The organism is Terriglobales bacterium (assembly GCA_035764005.1).
GTDB lineage: Bacteria > Acidobacteriota > Terriglobia > Terriglobales > Acidobacteriaceae > Gp1-AA112.
Window position 1 is genome coordinate 1 of sequence record DASTZZ010000050.1, and the last position, 16906, is coordinate 16906.

General features: G+C 56.9%; 12 protein-coding genes. 2 read left to right on the forward strand and 10 right to left on the reverse strand.

The window, feature by feature from the left end; all coding sequences use genetic code 11:
• From VFU50_07395 to VFU50_07405, 3 genes are all read right to left on the reverse strand, one after another.
• A partial coding sequence (locus VFU50_07395; GenBank protein ID HEU5232664.1) for an ABC transporter permease occupies window positions 1-252 on the reverse strand: 252 nt, incomplete at its 3' end.
• 290 nt (window positions 253-542) lie between these two features.
• Complete coding sequence (locus VFU50_07400) at window positions 543-1352, reverse strand: class II aldolase/adducin family protein (GenBank protein HEU5232665.1); 810 nt, start codon at window positions 1350-1352, stop codon at window positions 543-545.
• Between the two features lie 101 nt (window positions 1353-1453).
• Window positions 1454-1738 carry a hypothetical protein gene (locus VFU50_07405; GenBank protein HEU5232666.1) on the reverse strand — a complete coding sequence of 95 codons (285 nt, stop codon included), beginning with the start codon at window positions 1736-1738 and terminating at the stop codon, window positions 1454-1456.
• A gap of 469 nt (window positions 1739-2207) precedes the next feature.
• Here VFU50_07405 and VFU50_07410 point away from each other — a divergent pair, with 469 nt between their 5' ends.
• Both VFU50_07410 and VFU50_07415 read left to right on the forward strand, forming a co-directional pair.
• The gene (locus tag VFU50_07410) at window positions 2208-2855 is read left to right on the forward strand and encodes a hypothetical protein (protein ID HEU5232667.1); all 648 of its coding nucleotides are present in this window, start codon (window positions 2208-2210) and stop codon (window positions 2853-2855) included.
• An 84-nt stretch (window positions 2856-2939) separates the two neighbouring features.
• The gene (locus VFU50_07415; GenBank protein ID HEU5232668.1) at window positions 2940-3734 is read left to right on the forward strand and encodes a response regulator; all 795 of its coding nucleotides are present in this window, start codon (window positions 2940-2942) and stop codon (window positions 3732-3734) included.
• 13 nt (window positions 3735-3747) lie between these two features.
• Here the strand turns inward: VFU50_07415 and VFU50_07420 are convergent, their stop codons facing one another.
• From VFU50_07420 to VFU50_07450, 7 genes are all read right to left on the reverse strand, one after another.
• Window positions 3748-5817 carry a PAS domain S-box protein gene (locus tag VFU50_07420; GenBank protein ID HEU5232669.1) on the reverse strand — a complete coding sequence of 690 codons (2070 nt, stop codon included), beginning with the start codon at window positions 5815-5817 and terminating at the stop codon, window positions 3748-3750.
• 406 nt (window positions 5818-6223) lie between these two features.
• Window positions 6224-7588, reverse strand: a complete 1365-nt coding sequence (gene mnmE / locus VFU50_07425) for a tRNA uridine-5-carboxymethylaminomethyl(34) synthesis GTPase MnmE (protein ID HEU5232670.1) — start codon at window positions 7586-7588, stop codon at window positions 6224-6226.
• A gap of 60 nt (window positions 7589-7648) precedes the next feature.
• Window positions 7649-10816, reverse strand: a complete 3168-nt coding sequence (locus VFU50_07430) for a hypothetical protein (protein HEU5232671.1) — start codon at window positions 10814-10816, stop codon at window positions 7649-7651.
• A 61-nt stretch (window positions 10817-10877) separates the two neighbouring features.
• On the reverse strand, window positions 10878-11132 hold the full coding sequence (locus VFU50_07435) for a UBP-type zinc finger domain-containing protein (GenBank protein ID HEU5232672.1): 255 nt from the start codon (window positions 11130-11132) through the stop codon (window positions 10878-10880).
• 61 nt (window positions 11133-11193) lie between these two features.
• A complete protein-coding gene (locus tag VFU50_07440) occupies window positions 11194-12873 on the reverse strand; it encodes an FAD-dependent oxidoreductase (protein ID HEU5232673.1) in 1680 nt (559 codons plus the stop codon).
• Window positions 12874-12922: 49 nt separating this feature from the next.
• The gene (locus VFU50_07445) at window positions 12923-15409 is read right to left on the reverse strand and encodes a hypothetical protein (GenBank protein ID HEU5232674.1); all 2487 of its coding nucleotides are present in this window, start codon (window positions 15407-15409) and stop codon (window positions 12923-12925) included.
• Entirely contained in the window at window positions 15406-16620 is a 1215-nt protein-coding gene (locus tag VFU50_07450; GenBank protein HEU5232675.1) for an MFS transporter, read from the reverse strand. The genes VFU50_07445 and VFU50_07450 overlap by 4 nt, the downstream gene beginning before the upstream one ends.
• Between the last annotated feature and the right edge of the window lie 286 nt (window positions 16621-16906).

Sequence of the window (16906 nt, forward strand, 5' to 3'; positions counted from 1 at the left end):
GTTCTTGCGCTTTTGGCCCGTCATGTAATCTTCAAAGTTGGTGATGACGTTTTTCTGCTTGCTCACGATGAAGACGTCGGCGCCCAGATTGAAGACCTTCTCCGCCACATAGCCATTGATGCCATTCACGAACGTGACCACGGCGATCACAGAAGACACGCCGATCACGACCCCGAGCAGCGTAAGCACAGAGCGGAGCTTGTTCGCCCACAACGACTGCAGGGCGATGCGCATGGCTTCACCAATGTTCATGGAAGACGGCCTGAGTGGCTCAGTTAAGTTTACGGGATTTTCACTGGAATTGTTTCACAAGAAAACCGCTGCCGAGGACCGCCGCCGTGCGCTTCGCGAGGGTCTTGGGGTGAATTGAACACGGAGGGCACAGAGGTAACGGAGGAATGCTGTTGTAATTAGTAAGCGACTAACCGATTATTGCGACCCAACTCGTCCCTTCGAAGGTGGCGGCCAATCCCACGTGAACCCCTCTGTGCCCTCCGTGGCCTCCGTGTTCAAACTAACCACAGCTGAGGACAGCCGAAGAATCAATTTCTGCGAGCCAGTTGCGACAAGGCAAAAGCGAACGTCAGCTCCGGCTGCGGCGCCTTTGTCGGCCGGCGGTTCAGGTAGCGCTGCCTCGCCACTTCCAGCGCATCGAGCTGGACGGCATTCAGAACTTGCGGTGCGCCTATCTGCCGGGCTGCTAGGGTGACTTTAGCGAAATGCTCTACTGCCTCCATTTTCAGGTAGGCCGTGAGCAGGTCCTCGGCATAGGTCACGACACCATGATTGGCCAGCAGGATGGCCGAATGGTCAGCAATGAAGGGGCGGATGTTGGTCGTCAGCTCGGGTGTCCCGGTCGTCCCATAAGGAGCTAAAGGAACTCTTCCCAGAGTCATTACGACTTCAGCGCAGATTGGCTCTTCCAAAGCAATTCCGCTGCAGGCAAAAGCGGTCGCGGTACAAGGATGGGCGTGCACAACGGCGTTCACATCGCGGCGATCCTGGTAAATCGCCAAGTGCATCTGGATCTCGCTGGAGGCGTTGTGGCTGCCGCTGAGCTTTTTGCCCGAAGGATCGACGATCACCATGTCCCGCGCTTCCATCATTCCTTTACTGAAACCGCTGGGAGTGATCATCACGCGGCCATCTTCAAGACGCACAGAGAGATTCCCGTCAGTTGCGGCAACGAAGCCATTCTCGTGCAGCATGGCTCCGAAACGAGCGAGTTCATGCCGCATGCGCTCTTCGCTGTTGGATGAGCCGCGTAGGGTCGCTACCTGCTCACGTAACATCGCCACCTGCTGGAACGGTATGACCGCGCCCCGCAGCATGATCTCTTTCCAGTGCCCCATTACAACCTCCCGCGATGCCCTTAGATGCCACTATTACCGGCATCAATCAAGGAAATTCTGAAAAAGTAGTGAAAATTGCCAACAAATGGGGGGACTAGAGATTAACAAAGCAGCGCGCAGTTACGCGAGGGTAAATCTTCATCCAGCCACACATCCGTAATTTGGACTGCGGGTGTGTGTGCGACATTGACAAGGTTTGGGACGATAAGAACAACGATGATGAGCGGAATAACAGGAAAATTAAGAGTACTTGTGGCCGCCAGCTCTGGCAAAGGGGAGATCAGGACGTAGAGAATGGCCGCAACTACTACCACGAGCAACAGGAATTTCAGGCGGCCGCTCACAGGCATAGTGTAATGCCCCTGACAAATTCCGTCATCCGCCATTTCACCTCTGCGGCCTTTTTATTGTGGCAGATAGCGCCAAGCGCTTAGGTCTGCAAAAGTCGCGGTCTGTATGGCCTCGCGAAATACTTCCGTAACGACGCCGAGCGACGCCGCCGTAACTTGTTGCCAAAAGCTGCATCCAATAGGCTGACTACAGTCATTCGGGGGCTTTTATGAGCGTGGCCATTGTGTTCGCAGCGGTATTGGCGGTTTCCTCGATACTGCGCCTGCATGCTCAAAAGAAGCATTGAGAAAAACTCGATCGCCCTTCTCGATCCACAGTTCATCGCTTCTCCGTAGCAACCCTCTGCTCGCGTTGTCCCACAGCCTCCCCGAGCGCGGAATAGAATGGCACAGCCTCAAAACCTTGCGCGCTGCTCGTGTTTTCCCGTGTCGAAATGGCGCTGAGCATGGGACGCACCTGTGACGTCAATAGGACCGCGAGGCAGTTACAACGTAGAGTATCGAAATGGGAAATCCGCGATTTATCCGGATGGCTGCGAACATTTGCCTCTGTGCTCTTTCCTCTGCTGGTCCATTGCATGCCGGAGGGAAGCAGGAGGCATCTCCCGCATGGGTCCTGCATAAGCAGAAGGTCCAGGCAGAGAAGCTGGATTTGAGACCAGCCGAGCAGCCATGCGCGAATTGGGGATGGGTCGCGGTCGTCAGCGACATGGCAGCCGCGCGCGGCATTCACATCAGTCAGCAATACCTTATTGACCGGCTCTACGGCGGCTCGCGATGTCTCGATGCAGTTGCCGATTCTGAGGCTCTCGCCAAGGCGATCAGCCATGACTATGTCCTGCAAGATGGTCAGCAGTTTGGTCTGCAGGCACGGTTCACTCCGGGAGCGCCGGTGCAGGCCGATCCACTCATCGTGTCAGTACGTCAAAATCGGCCACTAATGCTATTGTGGCGCAATCATCCTTTCCTGCTCACGGGACTCACCTACGACGAATACATCGCCGAAACCGGAAACAAAATGTTTGTCGTCACAGAGTTGCAACTCTTCGACCCACTCGGAGAGCCAGGCAAGCGCACCGTCGTCTTCTCTCGCGATCAGGACAGCCCGGACGATATCAACGGCGTACTCGACCTGGTCGTCTATACGAAATAGTCGCAATCCGCATCTATGTAGAAGGAAGTTCAGCGAAACGAGAGTCAGACTGAACTCTGTTCGGACGCTCGATCCGAGGTCTTCATGTCACCGCTTCGCATGCTGTTTGTGGACGACGAGCCCAGCATCCGGCTCACTCTTCCGGCGATTTTGCGCATGCATGGCCACACCGTAGAAGTTGCCGCAAGTGTTTCTGAGGCGCTAACCGCCATCCAATCGAGGAAGTTTGATGTGCTCATTTCCGACCTGAACATCGGCAATGCCGGCGATGGATTCACGGTGGTCAGCGCGATGCGGCGTACGCAGCCCGAATGCGTAACCTTGATTCTGACCGGATATCCCGGCTTCGAATCTGCGCTACAGGCGATTCGCAGCCAGGTGGACGACTATCTGGTGAAGCCTACGCAAATTGAACGATTGGTCGAAACCATCGAGCGCAGGATTTCGGAGCGCACGCCTCATAAGCCTCTCCCGGTGAAACGCGTCCGTCAGATCATGGAAGAGAACCAGGATGAAATCATCAATCTGACACTTTCCTCGGTGTCTTCGTCGAGACGATTGCGGAAAGGAGACGCCAGCCGCGGTCTTCCCGAATTGGTATCGGCGCTGGTGATTGGCTTGCACCCCGGCAGAGAACGCGAGAGTTTCGCCCGGGGAGGTGTACACGGGGCTCTGCGCCGGGAGCAGGGCCGCTCGATCGACGATCTCTTTGAAGAATTTCGCGCGCTGGAACGAGCGGTCTATGAGGTCGTGCAGGAGAACCTACTGGCAGCCGACGTCAGCAACCTGGTTCCCGACCTGCGCGCTTTAAACGATCACGTGCAGGATGTCCTGCGACATGCTGTGAACGCGTTTCTCGCGCGCCACATTGCTGCGTGATTCCTCGAATCTCTCAGTTGTAAGGCAAGAACACCGAAAATGTAGTGCCATGCATTCGTCCCATCGAACTTTTGAGCCGAATCCTGCCGCCTTGTTTTTCCAGCACGCCCTCTGAAACCCATAGACCAATCCCGGTTCCGCGTTCGCCCTTTGTCGTGAAGAATGGCTCGAAGATATGGGGTCGAACGTTCGGCGGAATTCCGGGACCATTGTCAGAAACGAGCACGCGAATTCCCATCCTGCGCGAAGCCCAATCGCGACCATGCTTCACGCGAACCTTCACTACTCCACCTCGGAGCACGGCATCGACGGCATTCACGATGAGATTGGAAAAGACTTGGCGCATTTCGCCGGGAAAAGCTTTCACCGAAGCGTCGTTTTCGAGTTGTGCCTCCAGCTGTACGCCTTTGTTTTGCGCGCCGGCGTTGTACAGCTCAACAACATTGCTTACGAGCTCAGAGATTTTCACGTCGATTGGGGACGACGCTTCGCGATAAAAGCCGAGCGCCTGCTTGGCAATGTGTCCGATGCGATCCACTTCCGCCATTGCGATCTGCGTGTAGTTGCGGGCTGCCTGATCCAGCGAGGAGCTCTTGTCGATGAGGTAAAGCAGGTGGGTGACGGCCTCGAGTGGGTTGTTAATCTCGTGCGCCATGGTGCCGGCAAGACGTCCGGTGGCCGCAAGCTTTTCGGTTTTGCGCAAGGCCTCGGTTGCGCGGTTACGCTCGGTAACGTCGCGCGCAATGGTCGAAGCTCCAACGATTGCTCCCGCTGCGTTCCGCACCGGCGAGATCGCCATCGAAACTTCGACCTGCGACCCATCTTTGCGAAGCCGAATGGTCTCGATATGCTCGATCGATTCGCCGCGGCGGAGGAGCTCAAGAATGTCGGCATTCTCGTGGAGGCGATCGGAAGGAGTCAGCCGGGAAACATTGTGCCCGATCATCTCTCCAGCGGAGTAGCCGTACATTTTTTCTGCACCGCGATTCCAGCTCTTGATTTGGCCATCGAGATCCTTGCTATAAATGGCGTCTTCCGAGCTTTCTACGATCGCCGCCAGACGGCTCAGGGCTTCCTCTGCGCGCTTCTGGTCGTCGATGTCGGTGAAGGTTCCCAGCCAACGGGCAATCTCGCCTCTTTCGTTGCGCAGGGGAAGAGCGCGTCCGAGGTGCCAGCGGTAGTTGCCCGCGGAGTCTCGCAGTTTGGTTTCAACTACCAACGGAGCGCCCGATGAGAGCGATTGCTTCCATGCCGCCAGTGTTTGATCCAGATGATCAGGATGGACCCGCTCCGGCCAAGGCTCCTCTGTATTGGCAGGCGCCCCGGTGTACTCAAACCAGCGTTGGTTGAAGTATTGCGGAGTTCCATCGCGCGTGGTAGCCCACACGATCTGCGGTATGGCTTCGGCCAGAACGCGGAAGTGGGCTTCGCGCCGCCCGAGTTCACGTGCGAGAGCGTCGGAACGAGTGAGGGATGTCTCATAGGTGCGCGACAGGGCGAACAGCTCGTAGCCAATGAAGATAACGATGATCGCCGCCACTGCGAGCGCGAGCAAAATGCCGAGACGCGATGTGAAGCGTGCTGCATTGTGCGCGGAGATCTGAGCATTGTCGCGGCGTTCCTCTTCACTCGCAACCAGCGAGGCAAAGTTATCGCGGATGTTGTCCATCAGGAACTTGCCGCGTGCGTTGTCGATCTCGGCTGCGGCAGTAGCTCCCGCTCGACGCTGGTGGATGGCATCTTCAGCAAATTTGTGCCACTCGTCGAAGGCTGTCTTGATATGGGAAACGTGCTGTTCCTCTTGTATGTCTTCTTCTTCAATCAAGTCATCGAGCCCTTGCAGCGCGGCGTCGACTTTGGGTCCGGAACGCTGGTACGGCTCTAAGAAATCCCGGCTCTCGGTCGCGAGATATCCGCGTACACCGGTCTCCATATCGAGAATCAAGGCCAGACTCTGATAACTTTGGGTAACGATCTGACCTGCGTGCTGTACAGCATGATCCGCTGCTACGACCTGGCGAACTGCCCACAACAGCGCCGCACAGAACAGCGCCACCATCAGGAACGGCAAGACGATCGCCACCACGAGAGCACGGCGAAAACGCGAACGGTCAAGCGGCGACGAGGTTCGCAGATAAGAACGTCGTTCGTGATTGTTGGCCGGACCTTTCGTTTTTTCTGATCGTCCTGAACCGGGACCGGGTTCTGCGTTGGACGCAGGAAAACTACGGACTTCAGACGGTAGAACCACGGGGAACCTGCAATTACTGGCCTAAAGGAATTCTTATATTAGACCAGTGTATCTGCGCGCGCGAAGATCGAGGGCCATTTGGATTAAGTTCTTCTGCCGCCTAACTATGGTGGACCCGCCGGGCATAGGCCGCTGTCAGTAACGTCCGCCTGCTACCGGATGGGCTGATCAGATAGCCGTTAAGATCATCCGCTACCGCGGACGATACTGACCCACAGACCTCCATTCACTCCATTCATTATTTCCCAATACAGAACGTGCTGAAGATCAGGTTCAGGATGTCGTCGGTTGTGGTCTGGCCGGTAAGAGCATCGAGCGCTTCGAGGGCCGAATGCAAATCCATCAGCAGCATCTCGTGAGGTATACGAGTGCGCACCGCATTTTCCGCCGCTGACAGTGCGCTGAGAGACTCTTCGACCAGCTTTCTTTGCCGCAGATTGGTGATAAAGCCGCTTTCCTGCTGCTCGCGCGCATTTCCGCCGCCTTCGGCAACAATGCGCTCGCGGAGTTCGCTAATGCCTTTGCCCGAGAGCGCTGACGTGCGAATCTCCGGAAGGTGGTTTCGGCCCGCCACAAATTCCGTTTCGGAACTAAGATCGATCTTGTTCCGCACCAGGACTCTTTTCCGTCCTTCGGTCGCGTCGAGCAGGCGTTGTTCTTCTTCGGGGTGTTGAGCGGAAGTGTGATCCCGGACGACAAGAACGATATCTGCATCCGCCAATGCCTCATAGGCTTTGCGGATACCGATTTCTTCCGCTTCGTCCGCCGCCGCGCGAATTCCCGCCGTGTCGACCAGCCGGATCGGAATTCCCGAAATGGAAACGGTCTCCGTAACGAGGTCGCGCGTAGTCCCCGGAAGGGTAGTGACAATGGCGCGCTCACGCTCTACTAGCCGGTTGAAGAGGCTGGACTTTCCCACATTGGGACGGCCTATGATGGCGAGCGTGAGTCCGTCGTGCACGACGCGCCCGTATGCAAAAGACTCCGCCAGCGCAGCAAGCGGGGTTCGAATCTCGTGAATGGCAGCGAGTATCCGCTCGTCGGCAAGAACACCTACATCGTCTTCGGCAAAGTCAATGCCGGCTTCGAGCAGTGCAATTAACTCGACGAGCTTCTTCTTTATCGGCGCAATTCGACGCGAAAGCGCGCCTTCAAGTTGCTGTGCAGCTGCCTTAGCCTGAAAGAGCGTCTGCGACTCGATCAGATCGCGCACGGCTTCTGCCTGTGTGAGATCGATCCTGCCATGCAGGAAGCCCCGCATTGTGAACTCCCCCGGCTCCGCAAGGCGTGCGCCGCGATTCAGCGCCTGCTCGACTATGTGCTCCAGCACTACCGGCGCGCCGTGAGCCGAGATCTCAATGACATCTTCGGTTGTGTACGAATGCGGATTCCCGAAGAAGGTAACAACAATTTCATCGACGCGCTCACCCGAGGTCGCGTCGATCAACTCGCCGAAAACAGCTCGTCCTGCTTCCAGCGGCCTCTTCAGGCGCAACAGAGGCTCGACAATGCTTCGCGCGTCGGTTCCGCTGAGCCGCACCACACCAATACCGCCGCGCCCCGGCGGCGTAGAGACCGCGACAATGGTGTCGTCCAGATGCACTTGGAAATTCTAACCATTGCGTTTGAAGAGCTCGCACCGGATATCTTGCCGGTCGCGCCGTTATGGCTTAATGCCAAGCTCGCTCGCCTGAGCTAGCAGCCTGTCGAGCTGAGTGAGCGCAGCTTGAGCAGCTTCAGTCGCCTGCTTGGTTGGAGCAGCGTCGGCGCTCTCAACAACTCCGAGCAAGTGCGAGAGTGACGTGCTGACTTGGCGTAGCGTGACTCCACTTGGCGAAGGTGCGCCTTCCTCTTCCTGTCCGCGCGCTGCGCCGGCGAGTTCCACGAGCTTGCGATCGAGGTCTGGATTCGACTGCTGCTTCAGCTCAGCGCGGCGTTGATCGATCTGCCGCAGCGCGGAGCCGGCACGCTCCATGGCGTCATAGATGCGCCTTGCCAGAGTGAATTGCTGAACAAAAACCTGCTGCGTGATTTTCACTCTCGGATCAGGCGCGACCTGCAGTGGCTGCTCGTAGCTCTTGCCTGAAACTGTGAGTCGCACACGATAAGAGCCCGGAACCACTAAAGGACCTTGCGGCAACGGCTCTGTCGTCAAGTTCGCGACCGCCATCGCATACCCTCCACCTCCACGAGGTGGCGCATACCGCAAGTCCCAAACGAAGCGATGCATACCGGATTCTGCCGAGAGTATTTCCGGTTTTGGGAGCCAGTAATTTGGAAACGGTGGCGGCACGCGAGGGGCAGACGGCCGGTCTGTACTCGAATATCGGCGAACTAAGTTCCCGGAAGCGTCGATAATGTCGAGACTCACATCACCGACAGGCTGGAGTTCGTGCCGCAGGTAGTAGTCAATCAGTGCGCCAGCTGGTGGATTTTCACCATGCGGCTCTTCGGGCGGCAATGGCGTGTCGTTGTTAACACTCCTGCGAACCCGGTAGACCTTGGCGGGTTTGAACACAAAGACTTGATCATCACCAAAACCAGGTGTCAGTTGGCGCAAAGGAGTGACGTTATCCAGTACCCAAAATGAGCGACCATGGGTCGCTATAACTAGATCGTTGTCTTTAACCTGTAAATCGTGAATTGGAGTGTTAGGGAGATTGAGCTGGAGAGAATTCCAGTGATTCCCATCGTCGATGGAAAAGAATACGGTTGAGTCGGTTCCAGCAAACAGCAAGCCCTTCTTTACAGGGTCTTCCCTGACCGCACGAACAGTTAATTGGGCCTGATCGAGACCCTCCAGCCGCGTTGTCAAACCTGCGTAGACACCTTTTCGTTGGATTACACAATTGTTTGGAGTACTCGCATCGATGCAAGTCACGATCTTCGTCCAAGTCTTTCCGTAATCGTGCGTGCGATAGATCCACGGCGACATGTCATCAAGCCGATGACGATCCACAGCAACGTATGCGGTTCCCGCTTCGAAGTGACCAGCATCGATCATGCTGATCTTGCTCCAGTCGCTCAGTCCGGGAGGCGTGACGTTGTTCCAAGTTTTGCCGCCATCGCGAGTGAGCGAGACCACACCTGTATCGCTTCCGGTCCAGATGACGTTCTCATCCAGCGGAGACGGAGCGACGGTGTAGATCACGCCGTAGCCGCGCGCTTTGGCATTGCTGATCGTCGCAGGCCCAGATTGCGGATTCTTCGGCTCAAAGCCGGTGAGGTCCGGACTGATCTGCTGCCAGCTCATGCCGCGATCCGTTGAGCGCAGCAGATACTGTGCGCCGAAGTAGAGCGTGTGTGAGCGTGGCGAGATCACGATCGGTGAAGTCCAGGTGGCGCGCAATTTGCGTTGGAAGATCTCGGTGCCAAAAGCCTGCACCGGCAGCGGAGATACATCCTGTGTCTGGCCAGTGATGCGGTCGAAACGCAGCACCGGCCCGTATGGATCGCCACCATACACCGTGTTTGCGTCAGCCGGATCGGGCGCGATGTATCCGCTCTCCCCAGAGCCGACCGAGTACCAATTCCGGAATGTGATCGAGCCATAATCGCTGCGGCTCTGGATTGCCGCCGTACCGCTGTCCTGCTGTGAGCCGTAGATGCGATAAGGAAACTCGTTGTCGGTGATTACGTGATAGAACTGCGCAGTCGGCTGGGTGTACCACGAGCTCCAGCTCTTGCCGCCATCCACACTGATGGTTGCGCCCTGATCGCTGCCGGTGATCATCCGCTCGGGATTGGTGGGATCGATCCACAGCGCGTGATAATCGTCGCCACCCGGCGCTCCTTTGATGGCCTCCCAATCCTTGCCTCCGTCCTCAGTGCGATAGATAGAAACGTTGGGCAGGTAAACGACATCGGGATTCTTCGGATCAATCGCGATCTCGCCGAAATACCACAAGCGGCCGAGAATGCGCGAATCAGTTCCAATTCGGGACCAGCTTGCTCCGCTGTCGTCAGAGCGATAGAAACCAGCCTGCTTCGGATCCTTGTTGTCGATGAGTGCGTACAGGCGTTTGCCGCCGGTTCCCGCAGCAGCGCCAATGCCGATGCGTCCCCAATCGCCTTGCGGCAGGCCGGTGCCGGTCAGCTTTGCCCATGTCTCGCCTTCATCGGTTGACCGATAGATCGCCCCATTGCCATTGTCGGGCGGATATTGACTCCAGGGCGGACGCTGAACGTGCCACATTGCCGCATAGAGAACCCGCGGATTATCCGGATCTGCGGTCAGGTCGATTGCTCCGGTTTTGTCATCGAGAAACAGAGACTTCGCCCACGTGCGTCCGCCATCAGCCGACTTGAAAACACCGCGTTCCGGATTGGGACCGTACGCGTGCCCAACGGCAGCGACCAGAACGACATTCGGATCATGTGGATCGATCACAATGCGTGCAATCTGCCGCGAGTCTTCGAGGCCAATGTGCTCCCACGTGGCGCCGCCGTCGGTGCTCTTGTACATTCCGTTTCCCGTCGAAAGATCAGAGCGCAGGTCAGGCTCGCCCGTTCCGACGTAAATGACATTCGGATCAGAAGGCGCAAGCGTGATGGCTCCGATCGAGGCGACATTCTGCGAATCGAAGATCGGATTCCACGTGACGCCGCCGTTGGTCGTTTTCCAAACGCCGCCACCGACAGAGCCGAAGTAGTACACGTTCGGATTGCCAGGAATGCCGGCGACAGAAACCGTTCGACCGCCCCGAAACGGGCCCACCATTCGCCAACGCAAACCCTCATAGAGCTTTGGATCGAGTTGCTGACCATGAGCGGCCGAAATCAGAAATGAAGAGACAAGCAGAGCAGAAAGAAACCGTGCTGGAATGGACACCCGCGAAATTGTACAAGATGAGCGCGCGGGGTCTATTCTCGCCGGTTTCCGAGAAACGCTCTTATGCCGCAGCAAATGACCCGTGGCGAATCTCTCCCGGCGCCATCTCATCGACGTAGCACCACACCCACGCTTCGCCCGGCTCAATCGAGCGGATGAGCGGATGCTTGGTGTGATGGAAGTGCTTGGTGGCGTGCTTATTCTTCGACGAGTCGCAGCAGCCGACGTGGCCGCATTCCAGACAAAGGCGCAGATGAACCCAGGTGTCGCCGGTCTTCACGCAATCCTCACAAACGTGTTTGTCGGTTTGCGTCATGTGGATTGCATTTGTATGTTTGCACTGCATAATTCGCCTTTCTAAATCGTTCGTGTGTTGATTACAGCTCTGCCAAAGTGCGGTGGACTAAGTGGACCGAGATGGCTCCTTCGCCGACCGCAGAGGCGACGCGTTTCACGTTTCCGGAGCGAACATCTCCGACCGCAAAGACTCCCGGCAAACTCGTCTCCAACATTTGCGGAGCGCGCGCGAGCGGCCACGATGCCGAAAGAGAGCCGTGTCCTGCTGGTTCGAGATCGCGCCCGGTAAGAATGAAACCTTTGTCGTCGAGAGCTACGCAGCCGCGAAGCCAATCGGTCCGGGGAGACGCTCCGGTCATCACGAACACGTGCCGGATCGGCTTAGTGACCGACTCTCCGGTGATGTTGTTGGCCCATGTGACTCGTTCGAGCTCGGTTGCGCCTTCGAGTTTCGTGATCTCTGTATTGCAGAGCAGTTCTATATTGGGATTCTCTGCGATGCGTTGGATCAAATAACGCGACATCGTTTCAGCGAGTCCGCTGCCTCGCACTAGCATGTAAACCTTGCGTGCAATCTGCGAAACAAAAATCGCAGCTTGACCGGCTGAGTTTCCGCCGCCCACTACCACCGCATCGTCGCCTGCGCAGAGCTGCGCCTCGATGTGAGTAGCGCCGTAATAGATTCCGCGACCTTCGAACTTTTCCAGGTTCTCGATCTCGGGCTTGTTGTAGTGTGCGCCGGTCGCGATGATGATCGCCCGCGTCGCGACCACCGCCCCATCATCGAGTACGAGCTTGTAAGGATGCTTTGCGCAATCAAGCTTGATTGCCGAGCGCGCGATCAGCATTCTCGCCCCAAATTTCTGTGCCTGATTCAGGGCACGCGCAGCGAGTTCCTGGCCAGAAATCCCTGTTGGAAAGCCGAGATAGTTTTCTATTTTGGAGCTTGAGCCGGCCTGTCCACCGGGCGCTTCGGTTTCGATCAACAGCGAATTCAACCCTTCCGAAGCTGCATACACTGCGGCGCCAAGTCCGGCTGGACCTGCGCCGACGATCACCACATCGCGCACCTCAGAATCGTCGAAATTTGCGTTTAGTCCCAGGCAGTCCGCCAACTCGCGCGTGGAAGGATTCCGCAGAACATTCTGGCCATTGCAGATGACTAGAGGAATGTCTTCCAGCTTCACCGCAAAATGATCGAGGAGCTGCTGCGATTGCTTATCCCGATCCAAATCGACGTAGGTGTGCGGATGTCCATTACGATCCAGGAACTCGCGCAGGTGAAGCGTTTCAGCCGAGTGGCGCGAGCCCAGCAGAATGACGTTCCCCAGCTTGTGTGTAATCAGGGCGAGTCGGCGCAGAATGAAAGCGCGCATGAACATTTCGCTCAGCTCGGCGTCTCGTGCGATCAGCGCCCGCAATTTATTCACCGGAATTTCGAGAAATTCGCCCGCGTCGGTGACCCGGCCCAGCACCAGGCAGCGCTGCCCGGAGATCATGCTGAGTTCGCCGGTGAAGTGGCCGGCAGAATGAGTCGTGATCAATCGCTCACCCAGGTAAGAAGGCTGCAAAATCTCCATGCCGCCGGAGAGCAAGACAAACATCGGTATGCCGACATCACCCGGACGAAAGAGCACCTCTCCGTTTTCTACGTGACGAATGCTGCCGGCCAGTCGCGCTCGCTCGATTTGAGCAGAAGTTAAAACCGGGAATGTCTGCGTGTTGGCGTCGAGGGCGCTTACTGTGGGTACCGTTGACATGACTTTTCCCCGAGCTATTGATGATTAGGGTAGCGCAACGATTCAGCTCTTATGAACCTCGCACCGCGTATTCCTTTGTCGCGCTCTCCAGAACGCCAAGTCGCGCAGCACAGTCCCTCAGGATCTCCGCCTCCCAACTCGGACGCCGCGGACTTCGTGGATGAGGCAGATCGCTTGGAATTCGCCCGGTTAAATGCAGAAAAACCGCTGCCGAATGTTTATACGCCGGCACCGGAGCACGAAACGCAATGTTGCCGAGATATTGCAATGCGTCCGACAGCCCGTAGTATGCCGGATCTCCGGACTGCCACAGGCGATCGCGCTCGGCGAATTTCTCTGGAGCGAATGTCGCGAGGCCCAGCAGATAATCCGATCCGTACTCGATCATGTCGATGCCGAGATCGTTGCCGGTGTAGATCGCGAAGTCAGGACGGCGTGCATCGCGGAGGGCAAGGCGCCTGAGTTCCGTTGGACGATCCAGCGAAGAATGCTTGATGCCTTTCATTTCGGGAATATCAAGCAAGCCTGTGATTACTTCGTCGTCGTAGATCTCGCCATTGGGAGCAAAGACCGGGCCGAGCTCGAAGCCGAGTACCTGGTCGTATGCCTTGCAGATGTCACGATAAACCGAGATTTTTTCACTTGCAGATTTCCCGTGCAGGCGAGCGGTCTGAAACAAAATAGGAATTCCACCGAAGCTGACAATTTGATCCATTTCGCGACGATAGAGGGTGACGAGATCGCCTGATCGCCCTTCGATGTAGGCTCCGGCAACAAATGGCACGCCTTGGCCGAGAGCCTCGCGCGTCCAGCCAAGAACCTGTTCCATTTCGGAATCGGCGAGGTAGTTCACGTAGCCGGTATCCATGTTCACTGCATTCATCAGCCCGGCATGATGCGTGGCGGTTAAATGCCGCTGGAATGCCTCAACCGCAACCTTGCCGTTCTCTGCATACGGCAGAAGCGCAGCAGCGATGCCGCGCACCTTGCGTCCGGGCTTTTTCTTCGTGAGAAGTTCCTTAATCTCCATCTGCGCTTTCCTAACCGCCGCTGCATTCGTCAGCGCAGGCTGTCTACCTTCGGCTTGCGCTTTAACAGCCTTAAGCCGCGCTCCGTCTTCCGAATCTTTGTAATAAGCATCGAGCGGATAGCAGCCGGAAGGCAATCCGTTGCGGGGAGCTGTCGTGCAATCGCTGAATGTGCGGCAGATGCGCTTGCGTTGCATGGGCGTGCCGTTTATCGCATCCCAGAGGACCTCCGGATAGCTCAGCACCATGCGCCCGAGTCCGACGGAATCGACCCAACCTTCACGAATGGCAGCCTGCGCGACATGTGCAAGAAAATCCTGCAAATAACTGTAGGCCGATCCGACAAATACCATTTTAGGAAACTTGCGTTTGAGCTCGCGGGTGACGCCCATCTGCCGCGCAACTCCCACCAGCGGATCTTCCGGCGGCAGATATCCGTCTGACGGCGGATACAAGGCCGGGCGCTGCACGTGCGGATTGTAGTAAGGACTGCCTCCGGTGATGTTCACCAGTCGGATGCCGAGATCCTGCAGCAGAGCAATGAACCGCTCCGGCTCGCTGAGGTCCGGTTCGGTCGGCTTGTTCTTGTTCACGCCGAAACCGGAGCGATAAGGAAGAGCAGCATCTTCGGGAATTCCAGGCCCGGGTTTTCCATTCATCGACTGCCTGGGATCAGGCCGAAATGGGATCAGGTCGAAGGCGGAGAGCCGCACACCGATTCCCAATCCGGGAGCATCGCCGCGAACGCCTTCCACAATCTGCTTGAGGAACTGGGTGCGATTCTCGAAGCTCCCTCCGTATTGGCCTTCGCGCTCTCGTGCGCTGAGAAACTCGTGTCCGAGGTATCCGTGGCAGTGCTTGATGTCGACAAAATCAAACCCAAGATCGCGGACAATCTTTGCTGCCCGCACAAAGTCCTCGATAATGGCCTGAATCTCAGAGTCGGCCAGCAAGGGATAGTCAGCAGCCAATCCCATGCGCCGATCCAAAATGGGATGACGATAAAGAATCCGGGGCTCAGCGCGATCTTTTCTGTTCGGACGGCAGAAGCGGCCTGAGTGCGTGAGCTGCAAACCAATCAGCAATCCATTGTCGGATCCGGTGGTCAGCCGATGTTCTTCGATCAGCGCCGTGCGAAGCTGGTGCAGTCCCTTTTGCGTGTGCACTGCGATTACGAGCTGATTCGGATTCGCGCGTCCGGCATGGCAAACGGCAACGGCTTCGCCGCCCCAGATCAGCTTCGCGCCACTCTGCCCAAAGCGTCGCCAGCGTCGAATTGTGCTCTCACTGGGATTGCCATCCGCTGTAGCATCCCACCCTTCCATCGGTTGAACAGCAATGCGATTACCAATCTTTATGTCTCCGATCACTAACTCGCGGCTAATCGGGGAGTCAGTACTAGCATTCACGCGATCGTCGCAAGGAATGCTGACGCCGAGCGAACGCAAGTGAGCGCGAAAATGCTCAGCATCTTTCATCGCGGCGACGCGTGCGATCGAATTGCTCATGCCGGCTGCCTCCTCGGAAGCAGCGTCGCAACGAAAGCTCCCAGCAAGGCGATTGCAATGAGAACTGCGAATCCGGCAGAGTAAGTTCCTCTCACATCACGGAGGTGCCCGACGATCCACGGCGATACCGCCTCAGCGATTCCGTCAGCGGTAAGGATTACTCCCAGCAACCGTCCGAGAATCTGCACGCCGAAGATCTCGGCGGTCATGAGAGGAATGATCATGTAGTCTCCGCCGAGTCCCACGCCGAAAATCATGGCGAACAGATAAACGGGAGCAGTTGCCGGCGCGAGAAACAGAAAGGGAATCGCTGAGGCAACCAGCAGATAGATCGTCAGCATTACGTGCTTCACCGGAAAGCGATCGGCGAGCCAGCCCATCAGCAATCTCCCGCCCATGCTGAAGGTGAGGACCAAGGAGAGAATTCGCGTGGACTGCCCCTGAGAGTAATGCTGATCGAGGCTCAAGAATAATTTGAGATTTTGCTGAGTTCCGCTGACTGCAGCGATCGAGCACATGCTGGCAATCAGCAGAAGGTAAAGGGGAAGCGACTTAAACGCATGACCAATCGGAGGAGATGCAGCGCGCGGAGCTTCCAGCTCTGATGCGGGTGTGTCCCGCACAAAGTACGCGAATGGGAGCGCGATCACGATCACGAGCAATCCCAACACCTTCAGCGCATCCTGCCATCCAAAATGCTGCTCAAGCCAATGAGAAATCCACGGCGACACCGCGCCACCCAGTCCGATTCCGAAGTAAGCCAGACCCATGGCTTTACCGCGAGCTTTGTCGAACCAGCGCGTAAGCAGTACCTGATTTGGAAGCGGTCCACCGCAAACGTAGCCCAGAGCGTTAAAGAGATAAAACAGGTAGAACATTCCCAAAGTGGAAATGCTGCCGAGTCCAATCAGCGCCGCTCCCGCCATCAGAATGCCGGAGATCATCAGCACTCGCGGCCCGAAGCGATCGACCAACCAGCCGGCAAGGAATCCGAATGCCGGCCCGATCACCAGTTTGCTGATTGCGTTTCCCGAAGTGACCTGCGCCCGCGTCCACCCAAACTGCCGGACCATAAAGTCGTAAAAGAACGGCAGTCCCCAGAGCGAGAGTCCAACAATGCAAAACAGCGCCAGGAAAGCCGTAGCCAAGGCGTGGAGCGCCCCGCGTCTTGCGAAAAGTTGACGATCGATCGCGAGGCTTGGAGTGGTCATGCGTGATGAGTCGGCTTGCTGGACCTGAATCCGTTAAAGTATGCAAGCCCTCCTGCAGAAGGAAGACGCTATTGCGGCAACCGAAACAGCTCCTGCAAGGGAGAAGAGGTGCAGACGTGGGAGTTTGCGGAGACTTCTCGTGGCGCTGAAGTGAACCCTTGGAGTGAGACACGGAATTAAGGGGGTAAGGGCCGTTCAATGCAAACCTATTGCTCGGCTGGTTGTTGATAGTCCACTCTGCGCATAGCTGAGCGGAGGATAGGGCTCTGCGGGGACGCAACCCGAG